The sequence below is a fragment of the Bradyrhizobium sp. SHOUNA76 genome (assembly GCF_023006445.1).
In the GTDB taxonomy this organism is placed as follows: Bacteria; Pseudomonadota; Alphaproteobacteria; order Rhizobiales; family Xanthobacteraceae; genus Bradyrhizobium.
Genome location: NZ_JALBHA010000148.1, coordinates 1 through 12,174, shown reverse-complemented (window position 1 = coordinate 12,174; position 12,174 = coordinate 1). Strand labels below are relative to the sequence as shown.

Annotated in this window: 16 protein-coding genes and 1 riboswitch; of the genes, 9 read left to right on the top strand and 7 right to left on the bottom strand. The window is 64.9% G+C overall.

The window, feature by feature from the left end:
* Nucleotides 1-638 (top strand): methyltransferase (locus tag MOV74_RS17435; protein ID WP_246924821.1); only part of this gene is annotated, 638 nt, incomplete at its 5' end.
* Here the strand turns inward: MOV74_RS17435 and MOV74_RS17430 are convergent.
* On the bottom strand, nucleotides 639-1,241 hold the full coding sequence (locus MOV74_RS17430; RefSeq protein WP_246924818.1) for a hypothetical protein: 603 nt from the start codon (nucleotides 1,239-1,241) through the stop codon (nucleotides 639-641). It abuts the gene before it with no gap.
* Nucleotides 1,242-1,484: 243 nt separating this feature from the next.
* Here MOV74_RS17430 and MOV74_RS17425 point away from each other — a divergent pair, with 243 nt between their 5' ends.
* Nucleotides 1,485-2,258 (top strand): enoyl-CoA hydratase/isomerase family protein, encoded by a 774-nt coding sequence (locus MOV74_RS17425; protein ID WP_246924815.1) that lies wholly within the window; start codon nucleotides 1,485-1,487, stop codon nucleotides 2,256-2,258.
* 12 nt (nucleotides 2,259-2,270) lie between these two features.
* Here the strand turns inward: MOV74_RS17425 and MOV74_RS17420 are convergent, their stop codons facing one another.
* On the bottom strand, nucleotides 2,271-2,906 hold the full coding sequence (locus MOV74_RS17420; protein WP_246924811.1) for a hypothetical protein: 636 nt from the start codon (nucleotides 2,904-2,906) through the stop codon (nucleotides 2,271-2,273).
* A gap of 178 nt (nucleotides 2,907-3,084) precedes the next feature.
* Nucleotides 3,085-3,948: a DUF1194 domain-containing protein gene (locus tag MOV74_RS17415; protein WP_246924807.1), complete on the bottom strand. Its 864-nt coding sequence runs from the start codon at nucleotides 3,946-3,948 to the stop codon at nucleotides 3,085-3,087.
* A 313-nt stretch (nucleotides 3,949-4,261) separates the two neighbouring features.
* Nucleotides 4,262-4,338, top strand: a riboswitch (Fluoride riboswitch).
* A gap of 52 nt (nucleotides 4,339-4,390) precedes the next feature.
* Here MOV74_RS17415 and MOV74_RS17410 point away from each other — a divergent pair.
* Genes MOV74_RS17410 through clpS form a run of 5 tightly spaced genes read left to right on the top strand, consistent with a single transcriptional unit; the run spans nucleotide 4,391 to nucleotide 7,171 of the window.
* Nucleotides 4,391-5,638, top strand: a complete 1,248-nt coding sequence (locus MOV74_RS17410) for an MFS transporter (RefSeq protein ID WP_246924803.1) — start codon at nucleotides 4,391-4,393, stop codon at nucleotides 5,636-5,638.
* 18 nt (nucleotides 5,639-5,656) lie between these two features.
* A complete protein-coding gene (crcB, locus tag MOV74_RS17405) occupies nucleotides 5,657-6,046 on the top strand; it encodes a fluoride efflux transporter CrcB (protein ID WP_246924801.1) in 390 nt (129 codons plus the stop codon).
* Between the two features lie 6 nt (nucleotides 6,047-6,052).
* A complete protein-coding gene (gene crcB / locus MOV74_RS17400) occupies nucleotides 6,053-6,478 on the top strand; it encodes a fluoride efflux transporter CrcB (RefSeq protein ID WP_246924799.1) in 426 nt (141 codons plus the stop codon).
* A gap of 2 nt (nucleotides 6,479-6,480) precedes the next feature.
* Nucleotides 6,481-6,822 (top strand): DUF190 domain-containing protein, encoded by a 342-nt coding sequence (locus tag MOV74_RS17395; RefSeq protein ID WP_246924795.1) that lies wholly within the window; start codon nucleotides 6,481-6,483, stop codon nucleotides 6,820-6,822.
* A gap of 43 nt (nucleotides 6,823-6,865) precedes the next feature.
* Nucleotides 6,866-7,171, top strand: coding sequence for an ATP-dependent Clp protease adapter ClpS (clpS, locus tag MOV74_RS17390; protein WP_212080890.1), 306 nt, complete (start codon nucleotides 6,866-6,868; stop codon nucleotides 7,169-7,171).
* Nucleotides 7,172-7,174: 3 nt separating this feature from the next.
* Here clpS and MOV74_RS17385 read toward each other — a convergent pair whose 3' ends face one another.
* The 4 genes from MOV74_RS17385 to fabI form a co-directional block, all read right to left on the bottom strand.
* A complete protein-coding gene (locus MOV74_RS17385) occupies nucleotides 7,175-8,365 on the bottom strand; it encodes an adenylate/guanylate cyclase domain-containing protein (RefSeq protein ID WP_246924793.1) in 1,191 nt (396 codons plus the stop codon).
* Between the two features lie 100 nt (nucleotides 8,366-8,465).
* Nucleotides 8,466-9,554, bottom strand: a complete 1,089-nt coding sequence (aroC, locus tag MOV74_RS17380) for a chorismate synthase (protein WP_246924791.1) — start codon at nucleotides 9,552-9,554, stop codon at nucleotides 8,466-8,468.
* A 180-nt stretch (nucleotides 9,555-9,734) separates the two neighbouring features.
* Nucleotides 9,735-10,334, bottom strand: coding sequence for a histidine phosphatase family protein (locus tag MOV74_RS17375; RefSeq protein WP_246924788.1), 600 nt, complete (start codon nucleotides 10,332-10,334; stop codon nucleotides 9,735-9,737).
* Between the two features lie 13 nt (nucleotides 10,335-10,347).
* On the bottom strand, nucleotides 10,348-11,163 hold the full coding sequence (fabI, locus tag MOV74_RS17370; protein ID WP_246924785.1) for an enoyl-ACP reductase FabI: 816 nt from the start codon (nucleotides 11,161-11,163) through the stop codon (nucleotides 10,348-10,350).
* Nucleotides 11,164-11,334: 171 nt separating this feature from the next.
* Between fabI and MOV74_RS17365 the strand changes: the two genes are divergently transcribed.
* On the top strand, nucleotides 11,335-11,823 hold the full coding sequence (locus tag MOV74_RS17365) for an RNA polymerase sigma factor (protein ID WP_246924781.1): 489 nt from the start codon (nucleotides 11,335-11,337) through the stop codon (nucleotides 11,821-11,823).
* A 103-nt stretch (nucleotides 11,824-11,926) separates the two neighbouring features.
* On the top strand, nucleotides 11,927-12,174 hold a 248-nt coding region (locus tag MOV74_RS17360), incomplete at its 3' end, for an anti-sigma factor (protein ID WP_246924778.1).

The following is a 12,174-nucleotide window of genomic DNA, read 5'->3' as shown; positions in this document are numbered from 1 at the left end:
CGGCGCTCGTCACGGCACTCTCGCGCGTCGCCGAACTGCACCGCCTGGCGCGGCTGACGCGGCATGGCGAGCTGGTGCTGCAACGCTTGCCGCCAACGGTGAAGATGGGCCGCGCCGAGGTGACGCTGCCGCCCGGCTCGTTCCTGCAGGCAACCGTCGCAGGCGAAGAGACGCTCGCCGCGCTCGTCGCGGAACGCATCGGCAAGGCCAAGGAGGTTCTCGACCTTTTCTGCGGTGTGGGCCCGTTCGCTCTGCGGCTCGCAGAGAAGTCCCGCGTCACCGCCTATGACAACGACGCCGGTGCGATTGCGGCCCTCGCGAAAGCGGCGCGCACGCCGGGCCTGAAGCCGATCAAGTGCGAGCCGCGCGATCTGTTTCGCCGCCCCCTGGTGCCGCCCGAGCTGCGCGATTTCGATGCCGTGGTGTTTGACCCGCCGCGCCAGGGCGCGCAGGCGCAGGCGTTGAAGCTCGCCGCGAGCAAAGTGCCGGTGGTGATCGCGGTGTCCTGCAACGTCGCGACATTTGCTCGCGACGCGCGACTGCTGATCGACGGCGGCTATCGATTGGAGGCGGTGGTGCCTGTCGACCAGTTCCGCCACACGCCGCATGTGGAGCTGGTGGCGCGGTTTACGCGGTAGTCAGCGCCGCAGGCCGCCCAAGGCCGGCGACTCGCCGGGCAGCATCGGCGAGTTGATGTCGCTGTCCATGCGTCCCGATTGCTGCTGGATAAAACCGGCGCCGAACGACAGGCTGAGATTGGAAGTCGGCTTGAATTCGACCCCCGCAAACGCGCCATAGCCGGGCGCGGCGCTGGAGGTGAGCGGCGCGAGCGAGCTGCCGATACCGCCGTTGTATTTCAGCGTGTCGAAGCCGGCAAAGAACGTGACCGGCATGCCGCCCGCGGTTTTGGTGTTGTAACCGAACGCCGTGCTGTCATAGGAGAGCGCGCTGAAATTGCCGGCCGATCCCGCCTGGCTGAAGCCGCTCAAACCCACATTGGCGCGTTGGCTTCCGACGAAGAAACCATTCGCCGAGCTGGTGCGCCAATCGGCATCGCTGGCATTGAAGCTGGTGAAGTTGCCGTAGGTATCGGAGCTCTGGCCGGCACCGCCGCTGAGGCCGAAAGGCCCGCCCGGAATCCAATACCTCAGCGGCGCGACCTGCGCATGAACCGGCGCTCCGATCAGGCAAAGTACGGCGAATAGAGTTGCAAGGACGCGTGAAGAAGCGAAGCTCGACATTCCAGGCTACCGTCAAAGATCTCGCAGGCTACCGTCAAAATTCCTGCAAATCATACTCTCCGGATGTCGCAAATGCCAGCAGAGCCGGCTTCGGTTATTGCTTCAGTTCCGGCTTGCAGGCCCGAGGACTTGCACAGGTTGCGCGGCAACATAAGCTGCCGGTCGGACAAGGCGGCACGAGTCCGCCGCTGTTGATTGATCCGCTGCCGAGAGGGGCGGCAGTTTGAAAGTATGGAGAATGCGGTGACATCCGACAATCCTGTCGTATACGAACGTGTCGACAACATCGCCCGCATCACGCTGCGCCGCCCGCCCGTCAATGCGCTGAGCCTCGAGGTGATCCGCGCGGTGGTCGCGGCGTTCCGCCGCGCGGCCGACGATCCGGATGCCCGCGTGGTCGTGCTGGCGAGTGCGATACCCAACCGCTTTTCGGCGGGCCTCGATCTCGACATCCTGCTCGGCAAGCCCGGCGCCGAGATCCGCGAATTCCTCCAGGCGCTCTATATCGACCTCTACGATGCTCAGTACGGGCTGGGAAAGCCGTCAATCGCCGCGGTCGGTGGTGCGGCGCGGGGCGGCGGCATGACCATGGCGGTGTCCTGCGACGTCGTGCTGGCAGCGGAGAGCGCGACGTTCGGCTATCCCGAGATCGACGTCGGCGTCATCCCGGCGATCCACTACGCGCATCTGCCGCGCATCGTCGGACGCCATCGTGCCTTCGAGCTGCTGTTCACCGGCCGGGTCTTCAGCGCCGCCGAGGCGCGCGAACTCGGCGTGGTCAACCGCGTCGTCGGTGATGCCGAACTCGAGGCGGAGGTGCTGAAGCTCGCGGCGCAATTCTCCGCCAAATCGGCCGCAGTGCTGCGGATGGGCCGCGCCGCCTTCATGCGCCAGATCGATCTCGACTATCGACGCAGCATCGCAAGCGCCGTGGACGATTTCTGCAACGTCGCGACGTCGGATGAGGCGCAGGAGGGCTTGCGGGCGTTCGTGGAGAAGCGGCCGCCGAAATGGTAAGGGCGGCAGCGCTCAAGCGGTTCGGTCGAGAGTAGACGACGTATCGGCCGGTGGATATTTCGTCACCGGCACCATGAAGGATTTCGTGCCGACCTGGTAGATGACCTTGCCGTTCTGTCCGTCATCGGTCGCGATCTGCGCCTGCCCGAACATGATGACGTTCTTGTAGACGGTGCCGGTGCCCTGGCGGGTGACGCCGTCAGTGGTGACGCTGACCTGGGCTTCCTTGCCGTTGACCGAGAGCACCTTGAAGCTCGCGCTCTTGCCGTTGTCGCTGGAGTATCCGCCCCAGCTTCCCATGAGGCGGCTGTCGGAAGGCGGCGGCGCCTGCTTCTCGAGATTGGCGGTCTGCTTGCCAGCGCCGCCCGCCGAGAACAGCAGCACCATGTTCTTGCCGTCCTTGGTGCCGACCGTGACCCCGCCGAAGGTGATCAGCGCGCCGCTGACCTCGGCAAAACCCCGCTCGGTCTGCCCATTATGGGTGTACTCGACCTGCGCCCGGGCACCGCGGATGTTGACGACCTTGAAGCTGACGGGCTGGTTGTTGCCGACCCAATTGCCCTTCCATTCACCGACCAGCCTGCTCTGGTGAAACACCCGCTCGTTGGCGGGCGAGATCTGGCTGGTGCTCGAGGTGACGACGGCCATTGGATTGCTCGGTGGACGGGTTCGATGAACCCGCTCTCGTTCGCGCGCCCGACAGCAAAGTCAGACAGCGGTCGGAAACGAACTGAAACAACCTGATTAGGGCCATGTGCCGGTTAACGAGCGGTTAAATTCAACCGCCGGACGAGATGAGGCGAAAGGTCCCAACGGAGGTGCGCTATCAGCGGCCCCAGCGGTCCGACCAGATCTTCTCGCCGATCAGGCAATTGACGCGCGGCTCCTTGTCCGCAACGCGCATCGTGGGGCGCTCCGGCGTGCGGCCGGCGACCTCCATCAGCAGCTTGGTGCGGATCGCTTCCTTGAACTTGTCGCGATCCTTGATCGTGATGACGAAAGAGCCGGGACCGCCGATGACGCAGTCTTCGTAGTAGAAATCGAGATTGTCGATATCCATGGTCGAATAGGATGGCTCCTTGACCATGATCGGCAGGCCGTTGATGACGACGCCCTTCTCCAGCGCGGCGTCGCGCGCCACCGTGACCGGGCCGCCATTGTTGTTGGGGCCGTCGCCGGAAATGTCGATCACGCGCCGCAAGCCCCGATAGGGATCCTCGTCAAACAGCGGCATCGCGAAAGTGATCGCGCCGGAGATCGAGGTGCGCGAGGCGCGCCGGATCGGCGTCTTCATGATCTCGGCGGCGACCGCATCCGCCGTCTCCGGGCCATCGACCAGCCGCCAGGGAATGATGATCTTCTGGTCGCTCGAGGCAGCCCACTCGAAATAGGTCACGGCGATCCGGCCGTTCGGACCGAGCTTCAGAGCCTGGAGGAACTCCTTCGACTGGATCGCCTGCGCATAGCCCTCGCGCTGGATCGCGAGCTCATCCATATCCATGGAGTAGGACACGTCAACCGCGAGGATCAGCTCGACGTCGACCGTCTGCGCGTCTCTGTCGCCCGCAAGCCGCTGCGGCTGATGTTTGGACGGTTCGAATTTTGGCCCTGGTGCCGCGACGCCCGCGACGTCCCCTCCGGCAAACATGCCGGCAACCAACACAGCCCCGATCGAGAACAGCAAGCGCATCGCAGCCTCCCGTCGTATGACGCGATGGTGACATGCAATCGCCTTGCCGGAAAGCGCGAAGATCGCTTGTGCTTCACATTCAAGTTAAGGATCTGCAAGTTAAGGATCTGCGAGTGAAGGATCTGCGAGTGAAGGATTGCGAGCCGGGAATCTGCACGCCTTGCGCAAAGCTGCCGCCGTGTTGCCACGCTCGCGCCGCTGGACACGCCCGGTCGCTCGCATCATCGGGCTCATGGTGCGCGAAGCCGGACGACGAACCGCGGGACAGAGCGCCCCGCCCACTTGTCCGAAGCGATTTCCGTGCTAGGTTGGCCGTACAGATGGGGATGGAGTCCCCCGATAACCGCCCGGCGGTCGATGACCGTGTGGGCTGATGACTCCTGCTTGAGGAGGGGCAATCTTTGAGCCTCTGCCTTCGGCGGGAGCGTGGACAAACCCGCCAATGGCGGGTTTTTTGTTGTCTGGTGACGAAGGCGAAGGCGTGACGACGACGACACCGAATGCCGAGCGTGCGGGGCTGCCCAGGGGAATCTGGGTGCTCGGCTTCGTCTCGATGCTGATGGACATCTCCTCGGAGATGATCCATGCGCTGCTGCCGATCTATCTCGTCACCGTGCTCGGCGCTTCGACGCTCACCGTCGGCTTCATCGAGGGCATTGCGGAGGCGACGGCCTCGATCACCAAGATCTTTTCCGGCGCATTGTCCGACTGGCTCGGCCGCCGCAAGCTGCTCGCAGCGCTCGGCTACGGACTTGCCGCGGTGACAAAACCGCTGTTCCCACTCGCGCCCAGTGTCGGATGGCTGGTGGCGGCGCGCTTCATCGACCGCGTTGGCAAGGGCATTCGCGGCGCGCCGCGCGATGCGCTGATCGCCGATATCGCCCCGGTCGGCCTGCGTGGGGCGAGCTTTGGCCTGCGGCAATCGCTCGACACCATCGGCGCCTTCATCGGGCCGCTCATGGCGATCGCCCTGATGTGGTGGACGGCGGACAATTTTACGATCGTATTCTGGGTGGCGGTGCTGCCGGCCTTCTTGTCCTTTGGCTTGATCGCGTTCGCGGTGAGCGAGCCGGAGCCGGAGCCGAGCCGCGAGCCTGCAAAGAATCCGCTCAATCTCGCCGCAATGCGGCAGCTCGGAGCAATCTATTGGCGCGTTGTGGCCGTCGGCGTCGTCTTCACGCTGGCGCGCTTCAGCGAGGCCTTTCTGATCCTGCGCGCACAAAACATCGGGCTCAACGCGATGTGGGTGCCGGCCGTGCTGGTGCTGATGAACGTCGTCTACGCCTTGTCGGCCTACCCGGCCGGCGTGCTCTCGGACCGGATCAACAGGACTGGCCTGCTCGCGCTCGGCCTCGTCTTCCTCGCTGGTGCCGATCTGGCGCTGGCGCTGCTGCCGAGCCTTGGCGGCCTCGCACTCGGCGTCGCGCTGTGGGGGCTGCACATGGGACTGACGCAGGGCCTGCTCTCGGCGCTCGTCGCAGACGCCGCGCCGCCGAGCCTGCGGGGCACCGCGTTCGGCTATTTCAACCTGTTCACAGGCCTTGCCTTGCTGGCCGCGAGCGTGATCGCCGGCGCGCTGTGGGACGCCTATGGTCCGGCCGGAACGTTCCTTGCGGGGCTCGGCTTCGCACTGGTCTCGCTCGTGGGACTATTGGCCGTCGGCAACGGTCTGGCAGCGGAGGAAAAATGAGATGGGAGGTCTTTCACCGTGCTGAGCGGAGTGTTCGCAATCATGGTCGGCAGCGTGCTCGGCGGCTGCGCCCGTTATTTCGTCTCCGGTGCGATCGCGCGGCGGCTGGGCGAAACCTTTCCATGGGGCACCATGACCATCAACGTCACCGGCGCCTTCCTGATCGGCATTTTCGGCGCGCTGGCGAGCCATCCCGGTTCCGCCTTCGCCACGCCCAATCCATGGCTGTTCGCAGTGACCGGCTTTCTCGGCTGCTACACCACAGTGTCCTCGTTCAGCCTGCAAACGCTGACTCTCGCGCGTAGCGGCGAGCCGATGCATGCGCTTGGCAATATCCTGTTCTCGGTCGGACTGTGCTTGGCCGCCGTCAGTTGCGGCTTCCTCCTTGCGGACAGCGTGGGAGGCTAGAGGTAGATGAACTCCCCTTCCGCCGAGCGCTGGCGCACTGCGATGCTTTATGCCTGGGTTGCGGCGGGCAGCATCGTCGGTGGTCTGTCGCGTTATCTGGTCGGGCTCGCGCTCGACACCGGACCGGGCTTTCCCGTCGCGACGCTGTTCATCAACGCCACGGGATCGCTGATCATCGGCTTCTACGCGGCGCTGACCGGCCCCGACGGCCGCATGCTGGCGCGGCCCGAGCACCGGCAGTTCGTCATGACCGGGTTCTGCGGCGGCTACACCACCTTTTCGACCTTCAGCCTCGAGACCTTCCGCCTGTTCCACGACGGCATGAAATACACCGCGCTCGCCTACATCGCCGCATCCGTGATCTGCTGGCTGGTGTCGGTGTGGATCGGCCATATGATGGCGAGCCGCTTCAACCGCTTGACAAGGAGCTGACCATGCAAATTCCCAATCAGGCAGTTGCGCTCCGGATCTTCATCGGCGAGAGCGACCATTTCGACGGCAAGCCGCTCTATGAAGCGATCGTGATGACGGCGCGCGAGCGGCACCTCGCCGGCGCCACCGTGCTGCGCGGACCGATGGGGTTCGGCAAGTCGAGCCGGCTGCACACCTCGAAGATCCTGCGGCTGTCGGAGGACCTGCCGCTCTTGATCGAGATCGTCGACAGCGAGGATAGCATCAACGCATTCCTGCCCATCCTGGATGGCATGATGTCGAGCGGGCTGATCACCTTGGAGAAGCTGCAGGTCCTGCAATATGGTGCGAAGACCGCGAGCTGATTGCCGCGGCAGCAACCCCAGCCCGCCGTGTCCAGGAGGCGGAATGAACGACACTGTCACCAAGCCGAAGACGCGGACGAAAACCAAGGTCGAGCGGCCGAAGCTGCACAAGGTCATCCTGATCAACGACGACTACACGCCGCGGGAATTCGTCACCATGATCCTCAAGGCCGAATTCCGCATGACCGAGGATCAGGCCTACAAGGTGATGATCACCGCCCACAAGCTGGGCGCCTGCGTCGTCGCCGTATTCACCAAGGACGTCGCCGAGACCAAGGCCACGCGCGCCACCGACGCGGGCCGCGCCAAGGGCTATCCGCTGCTGTTCACGACGGAGCCGGAGGAGTAAGGCTCAGCCAGCGAGCGCGTGCGTTTCTTCCGCAAGCCCGTACACGCGCTGCGCCTTGGAAAATCCTGCGATCGGAAATTCTCCGAGCTCGTGCCAGTCGTGGCGGCAGACATTGGCAAAGCCTTCCGAGGCCACAACGGTCCGTCCCAGGCGTCCCGTGATCTTCTCGAGCCGGGCCGCGAGATTGACGGCCGGGCCGATGCAGGTGAAGTCGAGTCGGTTGCCGCCGCCGATATTGCCATAGAGGATATTGCCGACGTGCAACGCGACGCCGAAGCGGAAGCGCTCGACGGCCTGCCCGACCGGAATGGCGAGCGCCTCGACGCTGGCGCGGGATTCGCGCGCCGCCTCCAGCACACCCGCGCAGACATGGGCGGCATCGCCGACATATTCGTCGATCGGGAATACCGCGAGCAGGCCATCGCCCATGAACTTCAGCACCTCGCCACCATGATCCCGGATCGCGGTCACCTGGCAGTCGAAATAGTGATTGAGGATCTGGACCACCGTCTCGGCCGGCAGCCGGTCCGACAGCGCGGTGAAACCGCGCAGGTCCGAGAGCCAGATCGCGGCCTGCATGGTGTCGTTGTGGCCGCGGCGGATCTGGCCGCCGAGGATGCGGGCGCCGGCCCGATTGCCGACATAGGTGTCGAGCAGCATCTCGGCGGTGCGACGCAGGCTGACGATCTCGCTGACGCGCGCGAGCGGGGCAATGATGGTCCGGATCGCCGCGATGTCGTCGTCGCTGAAGCCGCCGGGCTGCCGCGTCATCCAGCTCGTCGCGTTCACGGAGCCGTCGAGGAACCGCAGCGGCATCGCGACATAGTCGGTCACGCCTTCGGCGCGCATGTCGTTGATGATCGGGAATCGCTTGCTGCCGGGATCGTCGACGCGCCCTCTGACCTCCAGCCCCTGCTCGAAGACGATTCGAAGCGGGCTCTGGGCGAACTCCGGCGAGTCTAGCACGTCGAACTCGACGGCGCCGATTTCGACCTCTCCGCCCTGCCGCCAAATGAAGTTGCGGCCGAATATTTCGGGGTGGAGCGTGCGGATGAAAATGCCGAATCGGTGCAGCGGCAGGCCGGCTGCGACCAGATGTTCGCAGAAATCCGCGATCATCTCGACCGGCTCTGCCGACGACCATGCGCCATCGATGAGCCAGTTGGAGACGCGCTGAAGGTCGGAGCTGTTCATGTCCGCATTTGCGGGCGAAGTTGTGGGATCGTCAAGCTGCACGGTCGGCTAGTGTGGCGCCTGGAAGTTCACCTCTCCCCCGTCGGGAGGGGTGAAGAAGTCAGCGCCCCACCTGCCCTCGATCGCGCAGGAAGTGATCGGCCAGCACGCAGGCCATCATGGCCTCGCCGACAGGGACAGCGCGGATGCCGACGCAGGGGTCGTGGCGGCCTTTCGTGAAGATTTCGGTGTCCGCGCCCTGGCGATCGACGGTGAGACGGGGCTGCAGGATCGATGAGGTCGGCTTCACCGCGAAACGCACCACCACCGGCTGTCCCGTGGAGATGCCGCCCAGCACGCCGCCGGCATGGTTGGACAGGAAGCGCGTGCCGTCATTGCCGGTGCGCATCTCGTCCGCGTTCTCCTCGCCGGTAAGCTCGGCCGCGCCAAAGCCGGCGCCGATCTCGACGCCCTTGACCGCGTTGATGGTCATCATTGCCGACGCCAGATCAGAATCGAGCTTAGCGTAGATCGGCGCGCCAAGGCCCGCCGGCACACCCTCCGCGACGATCTCGATCACCGCGCCGATCGAGGAGCCGCTCTTGCGGATGCCGTCGAGATAGGTTTCGAAGAACGCGGCCCTGTCCTTGTCCGGGCAGAAGAACGGATTCTTGGCAACCTCGTCCCAGTCCCATTTGTCGCGGTCGATCTTGTGCGGCCCCATTTGCACCAGTGCGCCCCGCACCCTGACGTCGGGCAGTACCTTTCGCGCGATGGCACCGGCGGCAACGCGGGTCGCGGTCTCGCGCGCCGAGGAGCGGCCGCCGCCGCGATAATCGCGCAGGCCGTATTTGGCCTCATAGGTGAAGTCGGCGTGCCCCGGACGAAACTTGTCCTTGATCTCGGAATAGTCCTTGGAGCGCTGGTCGGTGTTCTCGATCAGGAGCCCGATCGGCGTGCCCGTCGTCACCTGCACGCCGGTCTCCGGGTGCGCCATCACCCCGGAGAGGATCTTGACCTGGTCCGGCTCCTGGCGCTGGGTGGTGAAGCGCGATTGGCCCGGCCGGCGGCGATCGAGATCGCCCTGGATATCAGCCTCGGTGAGCGGGATCATGGGCGGACAGCCATCGACCACGCAGCCGATTGCCACCCCATGGCTCTCGCCGAAGGTGGTGACGCGGAACATGTGGCCGAAGGTGTTGAAGGACATCGCCGGATTGTCGCCTTGTGCTGACAGTCAACGCTTATGCTGTATGTCAACGTTCGTAGCCCCGAGGGGCACGGTGTTCAACCCTGTTGCCGTCATTCCGGGATGGTCCGAAGGACCAGACCCGGAATCTCCAGATTCCGGGTTCGCCCTTCGGGCGCCCCGGAATAACGGAGGGTGGGATTAACTGAACTTCTCCAGCCGGCCGTCGCGGAACACGTAGACCGCGCCCTGCTGGATATAGAGCTCGGCGGCGCTGGCCGGTGTCTCCAAACCGAGCGAAACCATCAGCGCCCGGCAGGTCCCACCATGGGCGACTGCGACGGTGTCGGTCCGGAGTTGGTCGTACCAGGCGCGCACGCGGACCTGGACATCGGCGTAGGTCTCCCCGCCCGCGGGGCCGACCGTCCATTTGTCGGCAAGGCGCCTGGCGTAAATTTCGGGATCAGTGGCTTCGCTCTCGGCCAGCGTCAGCCCTTCCCAAGTGCCGTAGCCGATCTCGCGCAGCCGATCATCGAGCGCATATTCCGCAGGCGGCAGTTCGAGCTTGCCGCGTGCGAGTTCCATGGTCTGACGTGCACGGCCGAGCGGGCTCGACACGTAAGGCAAGGCCGCCTTGTCGCGACCGTCGCGCTTAAACAGGTCGGCGAGAATGCCGCCGGCCTGTACGGCCTGAGCGCGCCCGCGCGCATTCAGCGGAACGTCCTTGGTGCCCTGAAGCCTCCCGAGCGCATTCCACTCGGTCTCGCCGTGGCGAAGATAATAGATCGTGCGCACGGGCATTCCAGATCTAGGGCTAGTCCTTCCCGCCGAAGGAGATATCCGGCGCATCGGGCCGCTTCATGCCGAGCACGTGATAGCCGGAATCGACGTGATGCACCTCGCCGGTGACGCCGCGCGAGAGGTCGGAGAGGAAATACAGCGCGCTGCCGCCGACGTCCTCGGTCGACACGTTGCGCCGCATCGGCGCGTTGGTCTCGTTCCACTTCAGGATATAGCGGAAGTCACCGATGCCAGAGGCGGCGAGCGTCTTGATGGGACCTGCCGAGATCGCGTTGACGCGGATGTTCTTCTCGCCGAGATCGGCAGCAAGGTAGCGCACGCTGGCCTCCAGCGCCGCCTTGGCCACGCCCATCACGTTGTAATGCGGCATCCACTTCTCGGCGCCGTAATAGCTGAGCGTGATGAGCGAGCCGCCATCCGTCATCAGCTTCTCGGCGCGCTGCGCCACCGCCGTGAACGAATAGCAGGAGATCAGCATCGACTTGGAGAAATTCTCCGGCGTGGTGTCGACGTAGCGTCCCTCGAGCTGCTCGCCGTAGGCGATCGCGTGCACCAGGAAGTCGATCTTGCCCCACTTCTCCTGCAGCACCGCGAAGGCGGCATCGATGGTCGCGGCATCGGTGACATCGCAATGGCCGAGCACGAGCCCGCCGATCTCGGCGGCGAGCGGTTCGACTCGCTTCTTCAGTGCATCGCCCTGATAGGTGAAGGCGAGCTCGGCGCCGGCGGCGTGGCATGCCTTGGCGATGCCCCAGGCGATCGAGCGGTTGTTGGCAAGGCCGAGGATCACCCCGCGCTTTCCTTGCATCAGACCTGAATTCTGCGCCATTTTGAACGTCCCGTCGAACTCTTGCTGAGGTCTGGAGGTACACCAGCGCTCCCCTGCGGTACAGCCCTAATACGCGGCGTTAACGCTGTTTCGAGCGCCGGAATAGCCGTTCCGTTCGGGTGTTATGATCGTTGAGGCGTTTGCGCCGGACACCAGGACGTCAAGACCGCAATGAGTGCGTTTCGCCAGAGTGTGGAAGCCATGATCCCGGCGTTGCGCCGCTACGCCCGCGCGCTCACGCGCGACGCGGACGCGGCCGATGATCTGGTGCAGGACACGCTGGTGCGGGCGCTGCGCTCAGAGCGATTGTTTCTCGGAGGCGACGTCAGGAGCTGGCTCTACACGATCCTGACCAACCTCAACAAAAATCGACGGCGCTCGCTGGCGAGGCGGCCGCAATTCATGCAGCTGACGGAGAACAACCCGGATGCCAGCGGCACCGAAGCCGAAGGGCGCGACATCGAGAGGGCACTGGCCACGCTCGTCGAGGAGCAACGTTCGGTGCTGCTTCTGGTCATGCTGGAGGGCATGAGCTACCGCGAGGTTGCTGACATCCAGGGCGTGCCGATCGGCACCGTGATGTCGCGCCTGGCTCGCGCCCGCGCCCACGTCAAGGCGTCGCTGGAAGGCGAGCGCGCGACGCTTAGGCGGGTGAAATGATGGCAGGGTTGATGCATCGCGTATGGTCCGCCCGCATACCGATGGAGCGAGCGACGTTGAGCGACGAAGAACATTTTGGGCGGCAGAGCCAGAGACGACCGATATGAAGGACCGCAACATTCCGATCACCGAGGACGAACTGCACGCCTATGTCGACGGCGAGCTGCCGGCCGAGCGCCGCGCCGACGTCGAGGCCTGGCTTACCGCCCATCCTGAAGAGGCCGAACGCGTGCAATCCTGGCGTGCCATGGCGGAGATGCTGCACGCCCGCTACGACGCCGTCGCCCAGGAGCCGGTGCCGGCGCGGCTGGAGCTCGAGCGGCTGGAACGCCGCCCGCGGCAATGGCCCTA